Annotated in this window: 18 protein-coding genes; 11 read left to right on the top strand and 7 right to left on the bottom strand. The window is 33.2% G+C overall.

Going from position 1 to position 22,984, the window contains the following annotated elements:
- Position 1 precedes the first annotated feature (1 nt).
- Genes JBL43_RS04805 through JBL43_RS04795 form a run of 3 tightly spaced genes read left to right on the top strand, consistent with a single transcriptional unit; the run spans position 2 to position 4,701 of the window.
- Entirely contained in the window at positions 2-1,183 is a 1,182-nt protein-coding gene (locus tag JBL43_RS04805; RefSeq protein WP_198840334.1) for an AGE family epimerase/isomerase, read from the top strand.
- Between the two features lie 3 nt (positions 1,184-1,186).
- Positions 1,187-2,509, top strand: coding sequence for a glycoside hydrolase 5 family protein (locus JBL43_RS04800; RefSeq protein WP_198840333.1), 1,323 nt, complete (start codon positions 1,187-1,189; stop codon positions 2,507-2,509).
- Between the two features lie 56 nt (positions 2,510-2,565).
- Positions 2,566-4,701 carry a glycoside hydrolase family 9 protein gene (locus tag JBL43_RS04795; protein WP_198840332.1) on the top strand — a complete coding sequence of 712 codons (2,136 nt, stop codon included), beginning with the start codon at positions 2,566-2,568 and terminating at the stop codon, positions 4,699-4,701.
- Between the two features lie 74 nt (positions 4,702-4,775).
- Here the strand turns inward: JBL43_RS04795 and JBL43_RS04790 are convergent, their stop codons facing one another.
- From JBL43_RS04790 to JBL43_RS04775, 4 genes are all read right to left on the bottom strand, one after another.
- Positions 4,776-5,591, bottom strand: a complete 816-nt coding sequence (locus JBL43_RS04790) for a ThuA domain-containing protein (RefSeq protein ID WP_198840331.1) — start codon at positions 5,589-5,591, stop codon at positions 4,776-4,778.
- 289 nt (positions 5,592-5,880) lie between these two features.
- Positions 5,881-7,257 (bottom strand): GH1 family beta-glucosidase, encoded by a 1,377-nt coding sequence (locus JBL43_RS04785; RefSeq protein WP_198840330.1) that lies wholly within the window; start codon positions 7,255-7,257, stop codon positions 5,881-5,883.
- An 11-nt stretch (positions 7,258-7,268) separates the two neighbouring features.
- Positions 7,269-8,639, bottom strand: a complete 1,371-nt coding sequence (locus JBL43_RS04780; protein ID WP_198840329.1) for a sialate O-acetylesterase — start codon at positions 8,637-8,639, stop codon at positions 7,269-7,271.
- Positions 8,640-8,754: 115 nt separating this feature from the next.
- Entirely contained in the window at positions 8,755-9,627 is an 873-nt protein-coding gene (locus tag JBL43_RS04775; RefSeq protein ID WP_198840328.1) for a helix-turn-helix transcriptional regulator, read from the bottom strand.
- Positions 9,628-10,063: 436 nt separating this feature from the next.
- Here JBL43_RS04775 and JBL43_RS04770 point away from each other — a divergent pair, with 436 nt between their 5' ends.
- Positions 10,064-10,897, top strand: coding sequence for a DMT family transporter (locus tag JBL43_RS04770; protein ID WP_262896260.1), 834 nt, complete (start codon positions 10,064-10,066; stop codon positions 10,895-10,897).
- Between the two features lie 81 nt (positions 10,898-10,978).
- On the opposite strand, the gene JBL43_RS04765 is transcribed toward JBL43_RS04770, so the two are convergent.
- The 3 genes from JBL43_RS04765 to JBL43_RS04755 all read right to left on the bottom strand — a co-directional run bounded on the left by JBL43_RS04765 (position 10,979) and on the right by JBL43_RS04755 (position 15,836).
- Complete coding sequence (locus JBL43_RS04765; RefSeq protein WP_198840327.1) at positions 10,979-12,355, bottom strand: FGGY-family carbohydrate kinase; 1,377 nt, start codon at positions 12,353-12,355, stop codon at positions 10,979-10,981.
- Between the two features lies 1 nt (position 12,356).
- The gene (locus JBL43_RS04760) at positions 12,357-13,637 is read right to left on the bottom strand and encodes a sugar isomerase (RefSeq protein ID WP_198840326.1); all 1,281 of its coding nucleotides are present in this window, start codon (positions 13,635-13,637) and stop codon (positions 12,357-12,359) included.
- A gap of 93 nt (positions 13,638-13,730) precedes the next feature.
- A complete protein-coding gene (locus JBL43_RS04755) occupies positions 13,731-15,836 on the bottom strand; it encodes a bifunctional aldolase/short-chain dehydrogenase (protein ID WP_198840325.1) in 2,106 nt (701 codons plus the stop codon).
- Positions 15,837-15,995: 159 nt separating this feature from the next.
- On the opposite strand from JBL43_RS04755, the gene JBL43_RS04750 reads away from it, so the two are divergent.
- The 7 genes from JBL43_RS04750 to JBL43_RS04720 all read left to right on the top strand — a co-directional run bounded on the left by JBL43_RS04750 (position 15,996) and on the right by JBL43_RS04720 (position 22,979).
- Complete coding sequence (locus tag JBL43_RS04750) at positions 15,996-17,033, top strand: GntR family transcriptional regulator (protein ID WP_198840324.1); 1,038 nt, start codon at positions 15,996-15,998, stop codon at positions 17,031-17,033.
- A 203-nt stretch (positions 17,034-17,236) separates the two neighbouring features.
- Positions 17,237-18,061, top strand: coding sequence for a phytanoyl-CoA dioxygenase family protein (locus JBL43_RS04745; protein ID WP_198840323.1), 825 nt, complete (start codon positions 17,237-17,239; stop codon positions 18,059-18,061).
- Positions 18,061-18,771, top strand: coding sequence for a creatininase family protein (locus JBL43_RS04740; RefSeq protein WP_198840322.1), 711 nt, complete (start codon positions 18,061-18,063; stop codon positions 18,769-18,771). Before JBL43_RS04745 ends, JBL43_RS04740 begins: the two co-directional genes overlap by 1 nt.
- 3 nt (positions 18,772-18,774) lie before the next feature.
- Positions 18,775-19,740 carry an aldo/keto reductase gene (locus tag JBL43_RS04735; RefSeq protein WP_198840321.1) on the top strand — a complete coding sequence of 322 codons (966 nt, stop codon included), beginning with the start codon at positions 18,775-18,777 and terminating at the stop codon, positions 19,738-19,740.
- Between the two features lie 70 nt (positions 19,741-19,810).
- A complete protein-coding gene (gene rhaT / locus JBL43_RS04730; RefSeq protein WP_198840320.1) occupies positions 19,811-20,848 on the top strand; it encodes an L-rhamnose/proton symporter RhaT in 1,038 nt (345 codons plus the stop codon).
- A gap of 39 nt (positions 20,849-20,887) precedes the next feature.
- Positions 20,888-22,000: a polysaccharide deacetylase family protein gene (locus tag JBL43_RS04725; protein ID WP_198840319.1), complete on the top strand. Its 1,113-nt coding sequence runs from the start codon at positions 20,888-20,890 to the stop codon at positions 21,998-22,000.
- A gap of 172 nt (positions 22,001-22,172) precedes the next feature.
- Positions 22,173-22,979, top strand: a complete 807-nt coding sequence (locus tag JBL43_RS04720; RefSeq protein ID WP_198840318.1) for a polysaccharide lyase — start codon at positions 22,173-22,175, stop codon at positions 22,977-22,979.
- Positions 22,980-22,984 lie beyond the last annotated feature (5 nt).

The following is a 22,984-nucleotide window of genomic DNA, read 5'->3' as shown; positions in this document are numbered from 1 at the left end:
GATGTCTAATGCTTATTCACAACTTAAAAACGAACTGAACGCTGAGTTGATAAATGTACTTAATTATTGGTCATTTAATACGTTAGATCATAGTTATGGTGGTTTTTTGGGTAAAATTGATCACTACAATAGGGTAGTGCCAAAAGCCTCTAAAGGTATTATTTTAAATAGCCGAATTCTTTGGTCTTTTTCAGCAGCTTCAATTCATTTAAAAACAAACGAATACAAGGGGGGGTGCGATAGAGCTTATATGTATTTAAAGACTTATTTTAAAGATGAAACCCATAAAGGTGTTTATTGGGAGTTAGACTATGAAGGGAAACCAATAAATAAGCGAAAGCAAGTTTATGCTCAAGCCTTTACGATATATGCACTCTCAGAATACTATATGTTTACAGAAAATGAAGCGGCTAAAATTTGGGCACTAGAAATTTTTGAACTCCTAGAGAAATATGCCAAAGATGATGCGGATTTTGGCTACTTCGAGGCATTTAATGAAACTTGGAGTCCAATACAAGATATGAGATTGAGTGAAAAGGATATGAATGCATCTAAAACGATGAACACACACCTTCATATTTTAGAAGCATATACCGCTTTGTTAAAAATTTGTGATAATAGCGAGTTAAAAGCATCATTAAAACATTTGATTGAAATATTCTTTGAAAAATTTCTTAATTCTAATAATCATTTTGATTTGTTTTTTGATGATCAATGGAATTTGTTAGGCAATTCTATTTCTTATGGACATGATATTGAAGCAGCTTGGTTATTGATAGAAGCAGCTAAGCTTGTTGAAGATGAAGCATTGCTGAATAAAGCAAATAAATTAGCAATAATGATAGCTGATTCTTTTTTAAATGAGGGTATAGATAGTGAAGGGGCTGTAATAAATGAAAAGAATTTAGATAACAATCATATTGATACGGATAGGCATTGGTGGCCCCAAGTAGAAGCACTTGTAGGGTTGAATTATGCTTATAATTTAAAAAAGAATCAGAAGTACATTGAAAGTTCATTAAAGATTTGGGAATTCACAAAAAAGTATCTAATAGACCATAAAAATGGGGAATGGTTTTTCCGGGTAGATGAAAACGGTAAACCTTATAGAGGGGAAGATAAAGTAAGTATGTGGAAAGCACCTTACCACACATCAAGGGCATGTATAATCTTAAACAGTTAGAAAATGAAAAAAACAACATTAATTTATTTTATGGCTTGCGTTATTCTGTTGTTCTCATGTAAGAATAAACAGTCTGTTGATGATAATAGTGATGCTAATGCCATTCCTTTAATAACGGTTAAAGATTCTAAATTTTACAAAGGTGAAGCTCCATATTATTTTGTAGGTACAAATTATTGGTATGGTCCTTTAATAGCTGCCAAAAACATAGGAGATCGTGAGCGATTAATCAAAGAGTTAGACCTTATGAAATCAGTAGGTATCGATAATCTACGTATTTTAGTAGGAGCAGAAGGTGATGGTGGCGATTCTAGAGTGCATCCAGCTTTACAGCCAGAGCAGGGTGTGTATAATGAAGATTTACTTGATGGATTGGATTTTTTAATGTCAGAAATGCGTAAGAGAGAGATGTACGCCGTTTTGTATTTAAATAATAATTGGATCTGGTCTGGTGGTATGTCTGAGTATTTGCAATGGAATGGGTATGGAGAAGTTCCTAATCCGTTTTTAGAACAATATTCATGGGATCAGTACATGACGTATACCAGTCAATTTCACTCTTGTAAGCCTTGTAAAGAAGCATTTTATAACCATATAAAATTTATTATACAACGCACAAATGTGTATACGGGTTTAAAATACTCAGAAGATAATACAGTAATGTCTTGGCAAGTTGCTAATGAGCCTAGGGTATTGATGACTCCAGACCATGAAGAAGCTTTTGCATCATGGCTTAATGAAACCGTAGATTTAATAGCTTCGTTAGATCCAAATCATTTAATATCGACTGGAACGGAAGGTAAACATGGGTTTTTACAAGATATAGAGATGTATGAAAGATTACATGCCAATAAAAATATTGATTATTTAGTAATGCATATGTGGCCGAAAAATTGGGGTTGGTACGACATTAACAATGAAAAAGAATCTACCCTAGTCTCTATTGAAAAAGCAAATGCATATATGGATGAGCATATATTAATTGCCCAAAAGCTAAAGAAACCCATTGTAATGTCAGAATTTGGCTTTCCACGCGAAAAAGAGAGTTTATCAAAAGAAGCTTCCGTTGAAAATAGAAATGTTTTTTATAATGCCATTTTTGATAGAATTATAGAGAGTAAAAATAAGCAAGGCGTTTTGGCGGGTTTAAATTTTTGGGGATTTGCCGGTTATGCAAAAACGAATCCTGATAATGGAAAATGGATGCATGGCGATGATTTTACTGCAGACCCACCCCAAGAACCTCAAGGTTTAAATTCTGTATTTGCTTCAGATACTTCAACGCTTAATATAATTAAGAAAGCGAATAAGCAATTAATGGAATAGTTTTAAATTCTTAAATATTGTTTTCATTTCGTAATTTTATAAAAATAAAAAATAGCATGAAATATTATTTTTTAGTTGTGTTGATCAGTATTCCGCTTTTGATGCAATCGCAATTACAATCAAAATACATTGTAGTTGATCAGTTTGGATATCGTCCTAGTTCTGAGAAAATTGCAGTTATTAGAGACCCTATAACTGGTTTTGATGCTGCTGAATCATTTTCTCCAGGGTTTCAATATGCATTAGTTAACGCTGAAAGCGGTACAACTGTTTATACTGGAAATGTAGTTACCTACAATTCAGGTGCTGTAGATTCTTCTTCAGGCGATAGAACTTGGTGGTTTGATTTTTCTACATATCAAACTCCAGGTACGTATTATGTACTTGACGTTACTAAAAGCTTAAAATCATATGATTTTGTCATCAATGATAATGTCTACGAAGAGGTTTTAAAACATGCTTTCCGTACTTTCTTTTATCAAAGAGCTGGGTATGCTAAAGAAGTGCAATTTGCTGGAGTAAAATGGTCTGATGGAGCAAGTCATTTGGCAGTATTACAAGATTCGCAGTGTAGAAAATTTGATACACCTAATGATGCCGCTTCGGAAAAGGATTTAAGTGGAGGATGGTATGATGCGGGTGATTATAATAAGTATACCTCATGGACGGCCAATTATGTTGTTAGTATGTTAAAAGCGTATAAAAAAAATCCTGATGCTTGGGGAGATAATTATAACTTGCCTTATTCTGGAAATGGTATTCCTGATATTATTGATGAAGTAAAATGGGGACTCGATTACTTGCTGAAATTGCAAGAAACCAATGGTTCAATGATTAGTGTAGTTAGTCTTTCGCAAGCTTCACCGCCCTCTTCAACAACAGGACGAAGTTTGTATGGAGGTGTAAATACATCAGGCACCTTAGCTTCTGCTGCTGCATTTGCTTATGGAGCTAAAGTTTTTAATGAGTTAGGAATGACAACTTATGGTGCTAGCCTTTTACAAAGTGCTACTAACGCTTGGAATTGGGCGGATGCTAATCCGAGTATTGTGTGGGAAAATAATAGTTCGGCTTATAATTCGGTTGGCATTGGTGCTGGTCAACAAGAAACCAATGATTATGGTAGATTTGCATATAAAGTAAAAGCTGCAACCTATTTATTTGATCTTACAAATAATACAACTTACAAGGCATTTGTAGAGAATAATTATCAAGATATTCATTTAATATTATGGGATTTTGCGTATCCTTTTGAACATGAAGACCAAGAGTCATTATTGTATTATGCCAGTCTCATGGGAGTATCTTCAGCAGTTGCTAACGCGATAAAAAATACGTATAAAAACGCCATGCAATCTTCAAGAAATTTTGGAGGTTTAACAAATGAATTAGACCCGTACTTAGCACATTTGGAAGACTATGTTTGGGGGAGTAATGGTACAAAGTCTAAAAAAGGACTTATGTTTTCAGATTATGTAGGTTATACTATTGATAATACGAATAATGAAAATGCCTTAAGGGCTGCAGAGCGTTATTTACATTACCTTCATGGAGTAAATCCTTTAAATTTTTGTTATCTCTCAAATATGTATGATTACGGGGCTGATAATGGTGTAAATGAATTTTATCATGCATGGTTTGCAGATGGAACGGATTGGGATAATGTGCAGAATGATTCAAAGGGGCCTGCTCCGGGGTTTTTAACGGGTGGACCAAACCCTAGTTATGATTGGGATAATTGTTGTTCTTCAGGTGGCTGTAGTGGTCAAACATGTAATACTGCTCAAGTTAGCAGAATAAAAGGGCAGCCTATGCAAAAAGCATATGATGATTTTAATACCACTTGGCCAATGAATTCATGGGAGGTTACCGAAAATAGTAATGGTTATCAAGTTGCGTACATAAGTTTACTATCACAATTTGTTGCCAAAAGTGGTTCTTTATCAGTAAATGAAATCGAAAATAATTCGCTTAAAATAAAATATTTTCCAAATCCTTTCCGTGAAGAATTAAATATTGAAGCCAGCGACAATTTTAGTTATACTTTTTATGATGTAACAGGGAGGGCAATCAGCTCAGGTAATTGTGATGCTCATTGTAAAATTAATGAAGTTGCTGTAATACCAGGAATTTACCTTTTAAAGATTAAAACTGTGTATGGTTCGCAACTTTTAAAAGTAATCAAGCAATAGACAATTTTTTGACACTTATTAGCACTAAACAAAACCCTTCGTTGAGGTTTCAATTTGAGATTACTTAAAAGCATCTATTTATCTTTGATGCCTTTACCAGTTGCAGCATAATAGATACCTCCATATAAATGATCTTTAAACCATTGATTTTCATATACTTTTTCGATATGTCCTAAAGCAGTGTAAAAAGAGCGTCCACCATCAAATTCATGATACCACGAAATTGGATGAAAATTACCCATCCCTTTTCCAGTTCGGTCAACCATGTTACCATTTTTATCCATATCTCTATTTTTCCAAGTAGCTGCAGGGGAATAATAATTTTCATCTACAGTAATAAGATAATTTAAATCACTTACCTTTTCTTCTCCAAACTCATACCATTCGTCCGTCCATAAAAGTTCATTAGGGAAATGCTCTAAACCTGGAAAATTATGATTGATAATATTAAGTTTTGCTGTTTGTATTACTGGATGTATATGAAACATTCTACCTACAAGTTGGGTGTACCATTCCCAGTCGTATTCTGTATCTGATGCCGCATGAATACCAACATATCCTTTGCCAGATTTAATAAAGTTTTCAAAGGCTTTTTGCTCACTGTCATCAAAAATGTTTGCCGTGGTATTTAAAAAGATTACGGCATCCATATTTTTTAAACCATCTTCGGTAATTTTTATGGCTTCTTGTTGTCTTACTACTTTAAAATTATGTGTTGCGGCCAATTCATTGATGGCTGTAATTCCATTTGGAATTGATTCATGATGCCATCCTGCGGTCTCTGTAATTAATAAAACTGTAAATTGTTGCTGGGCAATGCTATTAATTGGAACGAATAGGCCCAAAGAAATAATGCATATAAATTGGATAAATCTTTTTTTTAAAATCATTTGAAATAAGTATTGAATCAGTTTAATGTTTTATTTTTTATCAAAGATGTCCTTACACGAATTACAATGTATCGGAATTAGTGACAAAGGCTATATGTCTACGGTCTTTTGACCAGCTAGGAACGTTAATAGACCTTGACCACCATAAATGTATATAATTATTTTTCATTCTTTGATTACGGCTCATAGGAAAATAGAATACGCAACGTGTTTGCAATAAGAAATAGACGTTTTATAATGGGTGTTTTTAATTTTATGTCCCTGATGTTATAAAATCAAATTTATAGTTTTACCAACCTTTATTTTTTATGACCTCTTTAAACCAATTAGCAGAGGTCTTCGGAATTCTTTCCATGGTTTTGTAGTCTATATAGTTTATTCCAAATCGGATAGAATAGCCGGAAGCCCATTCGAAATTATCAAAGAGACTCCAAGCGAAATAGCCTTTTAGTTTTATTCCGTTTTCAATTGCCTTATGGCAAGCCTCAAGATATTGTCTGTAATAATCTAATCTGTCTGTGTCATTTACTTGTCCATTTTCTAATTTATCGTCACAGGCAAATCCGTTTTCAGTAATGTAAATATCAGGATTTTCATATCGTTTACGAATCCAGTCAAGTAATTTATAACAACCCCAAGGCACAACTGCCCAATTGAATTCTGTTAGAGGCCATGATCTATCTTGCGTTAACAATACATCTTGATCTTCAGAAATACCTCCATTGCCATAAACGCTACTTTTTACGCCTTTGTTATCATCTTGTGCAGCGTACATTGTTGTGTAATGATTAAGTCCAAAAAAATCTGAAGAGTTTTTAATCAATTTTTTTTCGTCTTCTGTAAATTTAGGTAGTCTATCTCCAAGTCTATCTTTCATTACTTTAGGGTAATCTCCTAAGTAAATAGGATCTGCAAACCAGCCGATAAAAAATAAAAGAGCACGTTGGGCAGCTTCAATGTCTTCAGGTTTATCTGTAAGTGGTTCTCTCCAATCGCAATTATTTGTAATTCCTATGATACCATTTTGATGTGCAAATTCCGTTTTGTATAAATTCACAGCATGGGCATGTGCTAATAATAAATGATGCCCCACTAAATAGGGCTCTGAATTAGAAACTCTGCCTGGTGCAAAAACACCTTGACCGTAGCCTAAGATAGAAACCACCCATGGTTCGTTAAGTGTTATCCAGTTTTTAACACGATCACCAAAACGTTTAAAACAAACTTTTGCGTAAGCTTCAAAGTAGCAAGCAATATCTGGATTTAACCATCCATCATTTTCCATTTGAAGAGCTAACGGTAAATCCCAATGATATAAGGTTACCCAAGGAGTAATGTCATTAGCTAACAATTCATCAATTAAATTATTATAAAATTGGATGCCTTCTTCATTGATTTTCCCTTTACCTTCTGGCATAATTCTAGGCCAGGAAATGGAAAAGCGATAGGCTGTAAATCCTTGAGATTTTAATAAGGCAACATCTTCCTTGTAATTATGATAATGGTCTATGGCTTGGTTTGCGTTATCTTCATTTTTTATACGATTAGGGATGGTGCAAAAAGCATCCCATATTGATGGCCCTTTTCCGTCAATGTTATGTGCACCTTCTATTTGGTAGGAAGAAGTGGCGGTACCCCATACAAAATCATTTGAAAATTTTATCATATTGTAATTGTCTATTTTGTTGTGAAAGTTGAAGCAGGTAGATTTGCTTTGTTAAATAAATTTGATTGTACGGTGTTGCCCCATGCAAATCTCACTTTTGTTGGATGTTTTACTTTTTTGGAGGAAACCTTTATGGTTTCCTTAAAAACTTTGGCTTTGGCAGGATAAAATTTACCATCATCACCGGCTACTTCAAATAATAGTTGCTTATCGTTAAAATACAGTCCTTCTGCATAGTCAAAATAGACATTTACTTTATTTTTGGTAACGCTAATTTTTTTAAATGATGGGCCATTTACCAAGTCGTTATTTTTTTTGTAATGCTTTGTCAAAGCTAAATTTGCCAATCGTAATCCAACCGTTTTTTTATCTTTTGGATGTATATCATCTATAGTTGAAATATCACTAGTTACAACCATGTCAGTATTTGGTGTTTCCATAGATACTACACGTTGAGCGTCTCGTATTATGGCACCATTAAAATTATTTTTACCATATTGATACGGTGCAATTTGAACAATATAGAATGGAAAGTCATTTTTCCATAAATTACGCCAAGACTTAATTAATGCTGGAAGTGTGTGGGTGTAATTATTAGAACCAACATTTGCTTCACCTTGATACCATAATGCACCCGCAATAGTATATTCTATCAAAGGGTTTATCATTGCGTTAAAAGTTCTGGCTGGTTCTACTGGTCCCCAAGGTACTGGTTTTAATGAATTTGCGGTTTTTAACAATAGCGTATCGTTGTTAATTACTTCTTCAGGCATCCAAGTTTCAGCAGGTGTGCCTCCCCAAGCTGAAATAATTAGCCCTACGGGGACATCTGGATCCGCTTCTTGCAATCTTTTTGCGAAAAAATAAGCTAAAGCACTATTTTTTTTCATGGTAGTAGGACTGCAAACTTCCCATTGTGAAACAATATTCAGTTGTGGAAATTTTGCACTAATTTTTGGTGCGGTATAAAATCGAATTTTCGGTTGGTTGGCATTTTTTACTTCCTCGTCACCATTTTCAATGCCCCATGCTGCAGACATTTCCATGTTAGATTGCCCAGAACACAGCCAGACCTCTCCAATTAAAATATCATTAAGAATTATGATGTTATTACCATTGATGGATATAGTAAAAGGTCCTCCAGCAGATGGAGTTGTAATAATAGTTTCCCAATAGGCTTGGTTAGATCCTTTAACTTTATATTCTGTAGTACTCCAAGAGGGGATTATGACTATTTCTTCATCTGGGTCCGACCATCCCCAAAGTTTAACTTCACTTTTTTGTTGCAATACCATGTGGTCTGTAAATATGCTTGGTAGACGGACTTCAGCTAATGCTATTTGCGAAACGATTAAGAAAATGAATAATAAATGTTTTTTCATGTGTAAAATTTATAGGGTAGTTACGGTGAATTTGATAGCATAAAGTTATGCTAAAAGACTAACTTCTTCTTAAAATTATTTATCAAATTGTGATATTATTAAAACAAAACTTAAGTTATAAAACTCTTTTGATGCCCTCAAATTCTTCTTTATACTCGCTAGGGGTACAGTCTTTAACTTTTTTGAAGACTCGATTAAAGTTGGCTATATTATTAAAGCCACATTTAAATGCAATTTCTCCAATGCTTAAATCCGTTTCTATAAGCCATCTAGTGGCGTAGCTTATCCGCGTGTCATTGGTGTACTCCACAAAAGTTTTTCCTGTGCGTTTTTTTATAAATCTATTAAATGAAACAGCACTCATGTTCGCAAGTTCGGAAATCTCGTTAAGTGTGATTTTTCGCTCAAAATTTGCCTGAACATATTCATATACTTTTTTTATTTTTTTACTGTTTTCGAAATTTTCATTTTGTGATATATAGGTAGAAAGTAGTCGCTGATTTCTTGAGTTTGCCAAGTCATGCAAAATAGAAATCAATTCAAGAAAATAATCTATACTATCAATTTTAGATAGTTTTAAGATTCTGGGCATTAAATCTTGAGTAATTTTTTTTGAAAAAAGAATTCCATGATTTGCACGATTAAAGAGGTCTTTTATAGGTTTGAAAATTCTTCGAGATAACATTTTTGAATCAAATAAGTCATCGTGGAATTGAATAGTTATCTCATGAATCTCTTTTTTGTCACAATGATAAAGCTCCCATCCATGTGATAAATTGGGGCCTACTAAAACAAGTTCTAAGTCATCAATTTCTTCTAGACTATCACCAACAACTCTTCTTACTCCTTTTCCATTGTGAATGAAATTTAATTCATATTCAGGATGGAAATGAATTGGAAAGTCGAATTCGTCTTTAACACGGTCAAAAACCAAAAAACTATCCTCTGCGGCCAAAGGTGTTATTTCTCTATGAATGTCTTTATACATAATATTTAATTTGTAGAATGGTAATATAATATCTATAAAGTGACAAATTACGATTTATATTTGGAAGTGTTGCTGTAGAACTATTTTTATTGATAGTATTGAAGTTTTTAATACTATTTTCTCAATATATACGTCTTGTGTTTGTTAAATAGTTTGTAGAAATACTATTTTTTTGACAATTTATGCTGATTATAAGTCTCTTTGTTCGTTTTGATGGTTTGTCAATTAATACGAGTGTTGTACTATTTTAAGAGTAGCGTTAGTTAAAAGTGTAAAATGATTTGTTAAGCTCTAGTTTTCTATTTGAAGTAATTTAATTGATAAGTGGATTTTGAACATCAATAGGTTCTAAATTAATAAGAAGTGTTATACGTTTAGCAACATTCAATAAATTCCAATACTTTTGCGATTACATAATTTAACAAATTACCTTTTTTTGAAAAAAGCAATTCAATTTATGATTATTAGTGCCTTAGCATTTGCAATGTTAAATATAGGTGTGAAGTATTTAGGGAAATTTAATGTATATCAAATAGTGTTTTTCAGAGCTTTGGGGTCGTTGTTTTTTACCTATCCATTTTTGATAAAAAAGAAAATTCCTATAGTTGGCAATAGAGTGAAGCTCTTACTTTTGAGAAGTGTTATTGGATTGATAGCCATGATATTATTCTTTTCTTCATTGAAGTTACTATCAACAGGTTCAGCTGTTTCAATACGATATATTGCTCCAATTTTTGCTGCTGTATTCGCGTTATTTATTTTAAAAGAACGTATTAAGCCAATCCAATGGTTGTTTTTTCTAACAGCATTTGTTGGTGTACTGATGTTAAAAGGTTTTGATTTTAGTAGTTTCGGACTCGGATATGTTTTTGCATTACTTTCTGCAATTTTTACGGGACTCGTGTTTGTACTTATTAGATTAATTGGAAATAAGGACCATCCGATGGTAGTCGTTAATTATTTTATGACACTAGCGTTTTTAGTAAGTGGAGTGCTGTGTATTAAGTATTGGATTACGCCAGAAGGATGGGAGTGGCTTATGTTATTGAGTTTAGGGGTTTCTGGATATTTTGGGCAGATTTATATGACCAAAGCGATGCAACAATCGGAAACGAGGTTGGTTGCACCCTTAAAATATATTGAGGTTGGATTTACAATGATTGCAGGTGTAATTTGGTTCCATGAAGGGTACACTTTACTAAGTGTTTTGGGTGTTGCTTTAATAGTAATAAGTCTTGTACTTAATGTTTTAGTCGTAAAAAGAAGTTGATGTTCAGTAGATTGTACTGTACTATTTTGAAAAGTTGAGGTTTTAGTGATTGATCATTTAAAGTACATTTATATTTTTCTATTACTTAATTATAAATGGCACGTGCTTTTTCAAAGAATAATTATCCTTCAAAAATTTTGAGTTTAATTTTGAATCTGAAATTGCTATAGCGGCTCCTAAAGCAGATCCCAATGATGATGTCGTCGTTTTTAATTTCATATCCCGTAAATAATGTGATAATAACCGGATAAAGACATCGTTGTCCGTAAACCCTCCATCAACGTATAAACGTTTAATATTGTCATTTCCGATAGCGGTTTTTATACTTTCAACTTGTAAAATTACCAATTCGGTAATTAAATGGTGATAAGCCAATTCAAAATTATCGTAAGGTAATTTAGTTTTAATAGGCATGGTTTCAGTTGTCAACGATTCCCAAAAAAATAAATGTTCAAAATCAGCTACAATTTTAGTGTATAAATTATAGCTAAAGTCGACTGTTTTATGATAATCAGTCGCAACATTATAATGCTTCGCCAACTTTTGAACTTGAATTTTATACTCATTTCCTAAAAAAATACGAGATGATTTTACAGCCTTACCATTAATACGCATATAGTTTATGCACTCGTTTTTAACCTCTTTCTTAGTAAGTTTCGCGTTACTAGCATGTGGATTTAATGAGATGCTCCAAGTGCCAGTTGAAACTAAAATAAAGGGCTTTTTGATGCTTCTCACATAAGGGAGTAATGCTGAAGAACTATCATGAATTCCAACGCCAATTTTAATACGTTTGCCATTATAGTTCATATTAATACTCGTTTCTGTAGATACGATAGGGGGTAGTATTTTATCAATTTCCTCTTCGTAAACCCATTTGTGATAGTCTTTCGTGTCGTAATTCCATAACGAAGTATGACAACCTATACTTGTGTATTCACTTAATGGAATACCTGTAAATATAAAGCTTAAATATTGTGGAAAATGTAATGCGTATTTTACGTGCTTATAAACATCGGGTCTCGTTTGCTTCATCCAATACAATTGCATTCCTGAGTTTAACATTCCTGATTTGGGTGAGCCTGTTTCCGTAGTAAAAGTTTCTTCGGGACCGTACTTTTTATAGAAATCATTTATGATTTTATCATCAATGGGTTTGGTATAATTATAAAGAGGTGTTAGTACATTGCCATTTTTATCTAAATAAACAATACTTGCACCATAGGTCGAAAAATTAATTGCTTTTATATTGTAATTTTCAGAATCTAAAATTCTGTTAAAAACATCTTTCAACCATTTTTGTAAGGCAGGTAAATTTTCTGTAGGATGCCCATCCTCATCTTCTATTTCATCAAAACGTATATATTCTCTATAGATTTCTTGGTGATTATTATCGAAAAGGAAAAACTTCTTATTTGTTTTTCCGATATCAAATATGGCAGTAACGTGGGTCTTCATTTTATAAACCAGTTGCTTGAGTGTGTTTTCCTCGTTCTTTTAATAATTCATCTCTCACCTTTAAAGCTCTGTAGGCCGCAATAGGATGTAAAGCACCTCCTTTTTCCAGTCTTGCTTTTTCTAGTAGAGGTCTAACATCTGTACGGTACGCCTCTTGTATTATTTCTTGGCAACGCACTACATCATGTTCTTCCTGAGCAGTTCTTAATGAATTCTGGTCAACAAGTAAAGCTTTAGCATACGCTTCTTGAATGGCTTCTAAAGATTGAATTAAATCTTCTAAAGGATCTTTAATGTTGTGGCTGGCATCAATCATCCAAGCTAAATCTGGATTTTGAGGGTTATGTTCCATACCGTAAACGAGCTCATTAAAAATTAAAAATAAAGCATATGGTTTTATGCTTCCAACAGTTAAGTCATCGTCGCCATATTTACTATCATTAAAATGAAACCCACCGAGTTTTCCTTTTAGCATTAGCGTAGAAACTATTTGTTCTATATTGGTGTTAGGCAGGTGGTGACCTAAGTCAACCAAAGTAAAAGCTTTTTCTCCACAAGCATTTGCCAACATAAAAGAGGTGCCCCAATCTTGAATTACGGTACTATAAAAATTGGGTTCGTAGGGTTTGTATTCAATTAACAATTTCCAATCGTCAGGTATGTTTTTATATATTTCTTTAAGGCTATTTTCAGTGTTTGATAAAGCAGATTGAAAATTGCTTTGTCCTGGGAAAGTTGAGCCATCTGCCAACCAAACGGTTAGTGCTTTTGATCCCAGTTTTTTGCCAATTTTTATAACATTTATATTGTGAGCTATCGCTTGTTCTCGAACAGCTTCACTGGAGTTACTTAACGAGCCATATTTATAACTTTCTTTAGCGTTTTTCTGATCTTGAAACGTATTTGAGTTTACAGCATCAAATTTTAAATCTAACGAAGATGCTAATTCTTTAATAGCATTATAATCTTCTGGTACATCCCATGGAATGTGTAATGAAACGGCTCCTGCAGTCTGTGTAAGTGCATGCAATAAACCTACATCTTCCAGTTTTTGTTCTAAATTGGAAGGTTCGCCATAAAAGGAAAATCTGCCAAACCGAGTTCCTCCAGCACCCAATGCCCAGCTTGGTATTGCTACTTGGAAGTTGGCAAGTTTGTCGATAATACCCTTAATGTCATGTCCTTTTTCAGATAAAGTGTTTGATATGTAATCGTAACTGGTTTTATGAAAGGGTAATGAGGTCTTATTAACATGTGCAATTTGATTTTCTGTAATTTTCATATGCTGTTTTAATAAAAAGAGAACTTTCTATAGGTTAATACGAACCTATAGAAAGAGTCTCAAAATTAATTCAAATAATTTTTTTTTAATTAGCTACCTTACAAAAGCAGCTGGCATTCCTCCGTCTATATTGATAATGTTTCCAGTGGTTTTATCTAAAATACTAACTAAGGCGAATACGCCATTGGCAATGTCTTTAGGGTAAATGATCTCATTCAATAAGTTTCTTTTTGCATAGTGAGCGGGTAATTCATCTACAGTGATTCCGTAAGCTTTTGCTCTTCCTTCTGCCCAGTCTCCTTCCCAAATTTTACTACCAACAATAACTCCATCAGGATTTACGGTATTTACGCGTATTTTATCGCTGCCTAATTCGGCTGCTAATAATCGTGCCATGTGTTGCTGAGCTGCTTTAGCAGTGCCATAACCTACATTGTTAGGGCCAGAAACAAGGCCGTTTTTACTGGCAATACTTATAAAGTCACCACCTAAGTTTTGTTTTTTCATGACATCAACAGCTTGCTTTGCAAGCTCAAACTGACCTTTTACTAGTACGTTTTGTAAAATATCCCAATCTTGTTCCGTAGTTTCTTCTAAGGGTTTAGAAATTGCTAAACCGGCACTGTGCACCACAATGTCAACACCACCAAACTCTAAACAAGCTTTTTTATAAGCATTTGCTATAGATTCCGATTTAGTAACATCGCAAATAGCATAAATAGCGACATCATTTTTGTAGGTTCCAAGAGCTTCTTTTAATCGATCTTCAGCGATATCTCCGAGCACAACATTTGCTCCTTCTGAAGCTAATTTATCTGCAATTGCTTTGCCAATTCCTCCACCAGCACCCGTTACAAAAGCAACTTTTCTCGAGAGTGGTTGTTCTTTTGGCATACGTTGTAGTTTCGCTTCTTCTAAAAGCCAGTATTCAATGTCAAACGCTTCTTGTCTGGGTAAAGAGGTGTATTCAGTAATTGCTTCTGCACCTCTCATTACATTTATAGCATTAATATAGAATTCACTAGCAACTCTAGTGGTTTGTTTGTTTTTAGCAAAACTAAACATGCCTACTCCAGGGTAAATAATAATTACGGGGTTAGGATCACGCATTGCAGGGCTGTTACTGCGTTTGCAGGTGTCGTAATAGTCTTTGTATTCTTGCCTATATATCTCAAAAGCAGGCTCCAATTTTTTTAAAGTTTCTTCTGTATTGCTAACATCATCTTTTGCATCTAATTTTAGTACTAAAGGTTGAATTTTAGTTCTTAAAAAGTGGTCAGGGCAAGAGGTGCCCATTGGTGCCAGTCTTTCCAGGTCATTACTGTTAATGTATTGTAAAACAACCTCATTATCTGTAAAGTGACCAATCATTCTGTTTTCTGAAGAGCATAATCCTCTTAAAAGCGGCATTAGTTGAGCGGCTTTTTCTTTACGTTCTTTTTGTGGTAGTGATTTTATTTTTTCTCCACCAAATACGGTGCCTTGTTCTTTTATTTTTTTCTCGATGTATTCAGATGCTTGTTCAATAACTTCTAAACTGTTTATATAACATTCATACGAAGTGTCACCCCAAGTAAATAATCCATGACTGCCTAAAACAATTCCTCTGATTCCGGGATTATCATTTAAGCACTTTTCTAATTGGAGTCCTAAATCAAAACCAGGTCTTTGCCACGGTACCCAGCCCATTGTATCTCCCCAAATTTCTTTGGTTACCTTTTCGCTATCCTTTGCAGCCGCAACTGCTATTAAAGCATCAGGGTGTAAATGATCTATATGTTTAAAGGGCAGTAGTCCATGTAAAGGAGTGTCTATAGATGGAGCTTTACTATCTAAATCGTAAATACAGTGATTAAACAAGCCAACCATTCTATCTTCATCGTCTAAACCTCCATAAACGTTTTTTAAATCTCGTAACCTTTCTGTATAAAGTCCCGCTATTCCACTTCTTGTTAAAGTTCCAATATCTCCTCCAGAACCTTTTACCCACATTACTTCAACTTCTTTATTGGTTAAAGGGTCTTTTTCAATGGTTTTGCAACTTGTATTTCCACCTCCATAATTTGTTATTCTTAAATCTGCTCCTAAAATATTTGAGCGATATAAAAATAAGGCAACCTGATCGTCTCCTAATTCAGAGGCTTTATTGTGGTTCCATAAATAGGTTACGTGGTTAAATGTATTTTTATCAATGTCCATTAATAATCTTTTTATTATAAGCCTTAAAGTTAAACCCAAATTAGCAGAGATGTATCCTGTGCTGTACTGTAATTTTATATTGTTAAAATAACACTTTTAGACCATAAAAATGGTATTTTTGTTAGATTAACACTCCCTAATACTTGCAAATTTCTTACAATGAATGTATCAGTTATTATTGATGAAAAATCTAAAGTTCCTAAGTATAAGCAGGTTGTAGATTCAATTGTTAATGATGTTTCTAGTGGTAAACTTAAATTAGGAGATAAATTACCTTCTATTAATGAATTGAGTGAAGCTATATACCTGTCTCGAGATACGGTAGAAAAGGCCTATAAGAATTTAAAAAATAGAAAAATTATTATATCCGTTAAAGGGAAGGGGTGTTATGTCTCTAAAAATGAACTTATCTCTAAAATTAATGTTTTTTTTCTCATTAATAAATTGAGCTCATATAAAATGAAAATTTACAATTCATTTGTAAAGAGCCTCGAAGGTCTTGGTCATGTTTCATTATTTATTTATCACTGTGATGAGTCTTTATTTGTTAATTTAATTAATCAAAATGTTGGTGGGTTTAACTATTATGTAATTATGCCACACTTTAAAACTGATAAATTAGATCATATCAGTTTAACAAAAGAGGCATTAACGGTAATGGATAAAATACCAAATGATAAAATTATTGTATTAGATAATAAGGTAGACAAGAAGAATGCGTTTTCTGAAGTATATCAAGATTTTGAAAATGATATTTATGAAGCTTTGAAGAAAGGCGTTAACAAAATATTAAAATTTGATAAAATAAATCTGGTTTTTCCAATAAACACATTTTACCCATACCCTAGGAGAATTTTACATGGATTTAAAAAGTTCTGTTTCGAGTATTCCTTAAATTTCGAAATTCTATCTGAAATTTCTGAAAATATGGATATAAAAAAGAGTGAAATTTTTATTGTTATTGAAGAAAACGATTTGGTTAATCTTGTAAAATTAAAACGAGATAATAATTTGGTGCTTGGTGTGGATATTGGTATCATTTCGTATAATGATACACCGTTAAAAGAACTTCTTGGAATTACAGTAGTGAGCACTGATTTTAAACAAATGGGAGAAACTGCTGCTGAACTTATTTTGAGTAAAAAACACGATAAAATCAAAAATCCATTTAAATTTATTGATAGAGAATCTACTTAAAATTATCAAATGATGGTGTGAAAGTATTTACTAACGTATTAAATATTGGTAAATATCGCTTGCAGATTCTTGAATTTTGTAAACAGGATAGCACAGGATAAATTACAACGAGCATAAATGTATCATTGTGTATAGATTCTATTAGAGGTAGTAGTATAATTGTAATTTCTAATAGTTTTAAGCAGTAAATAACACAAAAGAATATGAAACATAAATTATCTGAAGCACAAATAACTTCTTATAGAAATAACGGATTTCTAATTGTTGATGATTTTTTATCGCAACCTGAAGTTGAGCATTGGAAAACGACTATTGACGAGGCTGTAAAAGCTAGAAAAGGCAGGAAATTTCCGCATTCTGAAATTAAGACAGGTGCTTCAGATGGTATAAATAAAGATGCTGAATATTTTGGAAAAGTTTTTGATCAAATTATTAACTTATGGATGACTGATGATGGGGTAAAAGAAATAATGTTTGATAAGAATCTCGGTAAGATGGCAGCTGAACTTGCAGAAGTTGATGGCATCAGAATTTGGCATGACCAGTCATTGGTAAAACAACCTTGGGGTAATCCAACGGCATGGCATTTAGATACGCCGTTTTGGTCATTTAGCCATAGGGAAGCCCTAAGTGTTTGGGTAGCTCTAGAAGATGTTACCTTGCAAAACGGATGTTTATATTTTATGCCAGGTTCTCAAAAAGATACCGATTTTATTGAACCAGGAATTGGAGCAAATATGGGAGATATATTTAATGATTATCCAAATTATGCTAAAAAGGACCCAACACCATCAATTATAAAGGCGGGGTCCTGTTCTTTTCATAACGGATTAACCATACATGCTGCAGGTGTAAATATGACACCGTATACGAGAAAAGCAATGACCTGTGCCTATATGCCAGATGGAAGTGTTTTTAATGGAAAGCAAAATGTGTTACCGGACGACTATTTTAAGTCACTGAAAATTGGTGATTTATTAAATAATGAAGCTCAAAATCCTTTAATTTATCATAAAGATTGGGAGTGATGAAAGGTGAAATAAAATGGGGGTATTTTGATAAAATGCGTCCTACGCAAATAGAAGGAATTAAAAAGGACTATCCTATCGCTTATTTGCCTTGGGGAGCTATAGAATATCATGGGAGTCATAATCCAACGGGATTAGATACGCATAAAGCAGTTCATCTTTGCTCTTTATTAGCAAAAGAAGTTGGAGGGTTAGTTTTTCCTCCAATTAGTTTAGCTGCTAACTTAATAAAATCATATCCTGGCGTTGATTTTCCCAATCACTCAATCGAGTTTTCCGAAAAATTAATTCAATTAATTTGCGAAGAGTATTTCGAGCAATTAGCAGAACAAAACTTTAAAATAATAGTGTTGCTGTCTGGGCATGCAGGGGAACCGCATCTTCAGATTTTAAGAGATGTAGCTAGTCAATTTAATAAGAAGTATCCTGAAATATGCTTTTGGACATTAGCAGAGTTTGATGTTATTCCTGATCATCTTTTGGTAGCAAATCATTCAGCGTTAGGAGAAACTTCCTTGCAATTATATTTTGAGCCAGAAACAGTTGATCTTGATTGTTTGCCAAAAGACAGAGCGATAACCTTAGAAATTGATGCGGTTTCAGGTGAAGATCCACGGTCTTCTACAATGGAGCTTGGAGAAAAAATAGCCAATTCATTTGTTGAAAATGCATCAGGAAAATTGGATGATTTAATTAAAAAGTATATTTAAAATATGAAATATAGAACCTTAGGAAGAACAGAACTTGAATTAAGTGAAATTAGTCTTGGTACTTGGGCGTTTGGAAATAATGTATATGGTGGAGTAGCCGAGAAAGACGGAATTAAAACGATTCATGCTGGAATGGACCTTGGTATTAATATATTTGATACTGCTCCGCAATATGGAACCGATAAACAAGATGGCGTTGCAGAAATTGTATTGGGTAAAGCTTTAAAAGGAAAACGAGATAAAGTACATATTTCATCAAAGTTTGGTAGAAATCCATGCATTGAAGGTGGGCGTTCTTTGTTTTATAAATCTCGTGTAATTGATTCTGTTGAAGAAAGTTTAAAGCGATTGCAAACAGATTATATAGATGTCCTTTTTTTTCATTCTCCATTTTCCTCAGATGAAATTCACGATGATGTTTGGGAGGGGATTGAGCAAGTTAAAAAACAAGGGAAAGTTCGTTTTATTGGACATTCCATTTCCATGTTTAATCAAACCGAGCATATGGCTAGAGAATGGGCAAAAGAAGGGAAAATAGATGTTGTTCAGGTAGTGTTAAGTTTAATGAATAGAGAAGCTCAACAATTGGTAAATGATTTATCAGAAGAGCATAATATTGGAGTTTTTGCAAGAGAATGTTTGGCAAATGGCTTTCTTTCAGGGGCAATTTCCAAAAACACAGTTTTTGAAAAGAACACACTAAATGCTAGGTATTCCAAAAAGGAATTAGCAGAAAGGGTAGATCAAGTAGATGCTTTTAAGTTTTTAATAAGAGATGATATTACTAATATACCGCAAGCCGCATTAAAATGGGTGTTAGATCAAAAAGGAATTTCTACTGTGTTATCTGGTGCCAAAAACAGTTATGAATTAGAAGGAGCTGTTTCGGCTTCAACAGCAAAATCGTTTACGGCAGATGAATTGAAATTGGCAAAAACTCTGTTAAAAAAGGATTTTGAAGCTGCATAAAACGTTACAATTTCTTAGCAAAAATTGTAATTATTTGAGAAAAAATTAACTAACCAAAAAACAAAAAAAAATGGGAGCATTAATTGGATTATTGTTGCATGCAATTGGTGGATTTGCCGCAGGTAGTTTTTACATTCCATTTAAGTTGATAAAAAAATGGAGTTGGGAGACATCTTGGCTCGTTTTAGGATTTGCTGCATGGATTTTTGCTCCAATTATTATGGCATGGTTTACAGTTCCAAATCTTATTGAAGTGTTGGGAGCTAGTGATTTTGAAACCAAATTTTACACGTTCTTTTTTGGAATGCTTTGGGGTATTGGTGGATTAACTTTTGGGTTGTCAATGCGTTATTTAGGTATTGGCTTAGGTATGGCTGTTGCTTTAGGTTTTACAGCTGCTTTCGGTACTTTAATACCACCACTTTACAACGGTACTTTTTCGGAATTGCTGCAGACAAAAGGAGGTGTTCTTGTTTTAATAGGTGTAATAATAAGTCTTATAGGTATAGCCATTGCGGGTAAAGCAGGTGTCTTAAAGGAGAAAGATTTAAATGCAGAAGAGCAAAAGGAGGCTGTAGCAGAATTCAATCTTTCTAAGGGTATGGTTATTGCTGTGGTTTCAGGTATATTAAGTGCTTGTTTTGCATTTGGATTAACAGCAGGTAAACCTATTGCGGAGGAAGCATTAAAACTAGGTGTTAAAGATATTTTTCAAAATAATCCTGTTATCGTATGGGTACTTTGGGGAGGGTTTCTAACTAATTTTATTTGGACAATAATTCTAAGTATTAAAAATAAAACATTTAGTGATTTTACAGACAAAGACATTCCTAATAAACCAAAAAATTATTTATTAGCAATTGCTGGAGGCGTAACTTGGTATTTTCAATTTTTCTTTTATGGTATGGGTACTACATTTTTAGGCGAAAAATATGAGTTTGCCAGCTGGACGTTACACATGGCATTTATTATTATATTCAGTACCCTTTGGGGCATATACTTTAAAGAATGGAAAGGGGTATCAACAAAAACCATGCGTACTTTATGGCTTGGACTAGCTGTGATCATTTTTTCAACCGTTCTAATCGGAATTGGAAATAGTTTTTAGACGCAGAAACATGAATAGTTAGTGGTAACGCAAATTAAAATGATACAAAAATTATACATATCAGTTTTTCTGCTATTCGCAATGGGTACTCATGCACAAGATACTTTTATACTTGAAGATGCTACACATGCTAGATTTGAAATAACAGATAAAATTTGGTCACAAACTATTGGAGAAGCTACCGTATGCCTTTGGAATGATGACAAATTGAGTGCTTTTACCATTACCATTGATGATAATTATGAAAAAGATATTCCATTTTGGATGGAACTTCAGAAAAAATACGCTTTTAAATATACATGGTTTGTTATTACAGAGGCTGATAAACAATACAATGTAAAGAATTGGGGGTTATTTAATGAACTTTCAAAAACAGGCAATGCAATTCAAGGTCATGATGATAGAAATTGGTATGAAGATAAAAGTAAAGACATAAAATATCGTTCTTTAAAGTCTTATAATAAAAGATTAAATCGTACAAAAACTAAAATTGAAAAGCACATTGCAAACCAAAAATGTTTAACCTATGCCTATCCATGGGGAGAAGGAAATGTAGATGAAGTTGCCAAACATTTTATTGCAAGTAGAGGTGTGATAGGTTTGTTAAATCAGGCAAATCAAATCGATTTTAAGCAAGTTAGAAGTATCAGTAATCCGCACATTTATAGTAATGATAGTACACGGAATCATTACATGTTGCCTTTACTAGATAAAACTTCAAAATTAGAAGATAAGAATTATTATAGAGGTTGGGGAAGTACTCATTTTCATGAGGTTTCGATGCCTGATGTGCAAGAAAAGACAGATGCATTTTTTAAATATCTAAAAGAAAAAGAGGATAAGCTCTGGATTGGGACTTTTCCTGAAGTTGCACAATATGCTCAAGAATATGCTACCCATTCTTTAAGTGTAGATTCTATTTCTGAAAATTCTATTTCAATAAGTTTAACGGATAAAATGAAAGATGAAATCTATGATTATCCGTTAACGATAAAAGTGCGTTTAGCAAATAATTGGTTGTCTCTTTCTGCAACGCAAAATGGAAATAAAATAGAAAGTAAAATTATTAGTTACAATCAAAATAAATACGCTTTAGTAAAGGCAATACCAGATCGTGGTCAAGTCATTTTAAAAGGAGATATTTTTAAGTAATGCCTTTCGATTTTTCGGGTTTTAGGTAACTTTGAAAAAGAAGTTAAACTTGATGTTTATGAAGGAATATGGTATGTTTGTAAATGTCATTATTTGCTGCCTGAATCAAAAAAAGCAATAGCTAATACGAAGAAGTTTATGTTTAAATATTTAAAACTTTAATTGTTTGTTTATGAAAATACGTTTTTCAATAGTAGTAATTTGTGTATTAATTACCATAGGTTGTAGTTCAAATAAGCTTCAAGTAAATAAATCAAATAATGAGGTTTTTAGTCTGGATTTTGAAGGTAATAGTATTGGTCCATATACCGAAGGAAATTTAAAAAAGGATGTTGGAGAAGTCAATTGGGAATTACTTGACGAAAGAGCAACTATTGAATCAGATAAAACATTTGGAAAAGTGTTGAAAGTACTGTATCCAAAAGGATCCATAGGTCCAAAACAAGGAGGAATACAATTTGATAAGCCATTACCTAAAGCTTCAGAATATACATTGGAGTATGACATAAAATTTATGGAAGGTTTTGATTTTCGTTTGGGAGGAAAATTACCAGGATTAACAAGTGGTGGGGAGAAATATACTGGAGGTGTTCATCCTGATAATGGTGAAGGCTGGAGTGCTCGTTATATGTGGATAGCAGATGGAGAAATTATCGTTTATTTTTATCATATGGATATGGAACATAAATGGGGAGACACTGTTAAAACCAATGTGTTTTTTAAACCAGGACAATGGTATACAATTAAACAACATATAAAATTAAATGACAGCGATCAATTTAATGGTGTAATGGAGGTTTGGATAGACAATGAGAAAGTAATACATGATGACAAAGTGCGGTACCGTTTGGCTCCGTTAGGTGAAATTGATTCGTTTTATTTTTCTACATTTCATGGAGGAAATACTGAAGATTGGGCACCAAAGAACGATTCCTATATTTACTTTGATAATTTTAAAGTTACAAAATCCCAAAATTAAATTTA

This window comes from Aureibaculum flavum, assembly GCF_016406085.1.
GTDB classification, from domain to species: domain Bacteria; phylum Bacteroidota; class Bacteroidia; order Flavobacteriales; family Flavobacteriaceae; genus Aureibaculum; species Aureibaculum flavum.
The sequence above is the reverse complement of the archived record's forward strand: the minus strand, read 5'-3'. Positions and strand labels throughout refer to the sequence as shown.

Excerpts from the sequence above, each read along its gene's own strand:
- JBL43_RS04760 (WP_198840326.1), bottom strand. The coding sequence starts at position 13,637 with ATGAAAATTACAGAAAATCAAATTGCACATGTTAATAAGACCTCATTA.
- JBL43_RS04745 (WP_198840323.1), top strand. The coding sequence starts at position 17,237 with ATGAAACATAAATTATCTGAAGCACAAATAACTTCTTATAGAAATAAC.
- JBL43_RS04775 (WP_198840328.1), bottom strand. The coding sequence starts at position 9,627 with ATGTATAAAGACATTCATAGAGAAATAACACCTTTGGCCGCAGAGGAT.
- JBL43_RS04780 (WP_198840329.1), bottom strand. The coding sequence starts at position 8,639 with ATGAAAAAACATTTATTATTCATTTTCTTAATCGTTTCGCAAATAGCA.
- JBL43_RS04765 (WP_198840327.1), bottom strand. The coding sequence starts at position 12,355 with ATGAAGACCCACGTTACTGCCATATTTGATATCGGAAAAACAAATAAG.
- JBL43_RS04805 (WP_198840334.1), top strand. The coding sequence starts at position 2 with ATGTCTAATGCTTATTCACAACTTAAAAACGAACTGAACGCTGAGTTG.
- JBL43_RS04785 (WP_198840330.1), bottom strand. The coding sequence starts at position 7,257 with ATGATAAAATTTTCAAATGATTTTGTATGGGGTACCGCCACTTCTTCC.
- JBL43_RS04725 (WP_198840319.1), top strand. The coding sequence starts at position 20,888 with ATGATACAAAAATTATACATATCAGTTTTTCTGCTATTCGCAATGGGT.
- JBL43_RS04800 (WP_198840333.1), top strand. The coding sequence starts at position 1,187 with ATGAAAAAAACAACATTAATTTATTTTATGGCTTGCGTTATTCTGTTG.
- JBL43_RS04755 (WP_198840325.1), bottom strand. The coding sequence starts at position 15,836 with ATGGACATTGATAAAAATACATTTAACCACGTAACCTATTTATGGAAC.
- JBL43_RS04750 (WP_198840324.1), top strand. The coding sequence starts at position 15,996 with ATGAATGTATCAGTTATTATTGATGAAAAATCTAAAGTTCCTAAGTAT.
- rhaT (WP_198840320.1), top strand. The coding sequence starts at position 19,811 with ATGGGAGCATTAATTGGATTATTGTTGCATGCAATTGGTGGATTTGCC.
- JBL43_RS04740 (WP_198840322.1), top strand. The coding sequence starts at position 18,061 with ATGAAAGGTGAAATAAAATGGGGGTATTTTGATAAAATGCGTCCTACG.
- JBL43_RS04720 (WP_198840318.1), top strand. The coding sequence starts at position 22,173 with ATGAAAATACGTTTTTCAATAGTAGTAATTTGTGTATTAATTACCATA.
- JBL43_RS04735 (WP_198840321.1), top strand. The coding sequence starts at position 18,775 with ATGAAATATAGAACCTTAGGAAGAACAGAACTTGAATTAAGTGAAATT.
- JBL43_RS04790 (WP_198840331.1), bottom strand. The coding sequence starts at position 5,591 with ATGATTTTAAAAAAAAGATTTATCCAATTTATATGCATTATTTCTTTG.
- JBL43_RS04795 (WP_198840332.1), top strand. The coding sequence starts at position 2,566 with ATGAAATATTATTTTTTAGTTGTGTTGATCAGTATTCCGCTTTTGATG.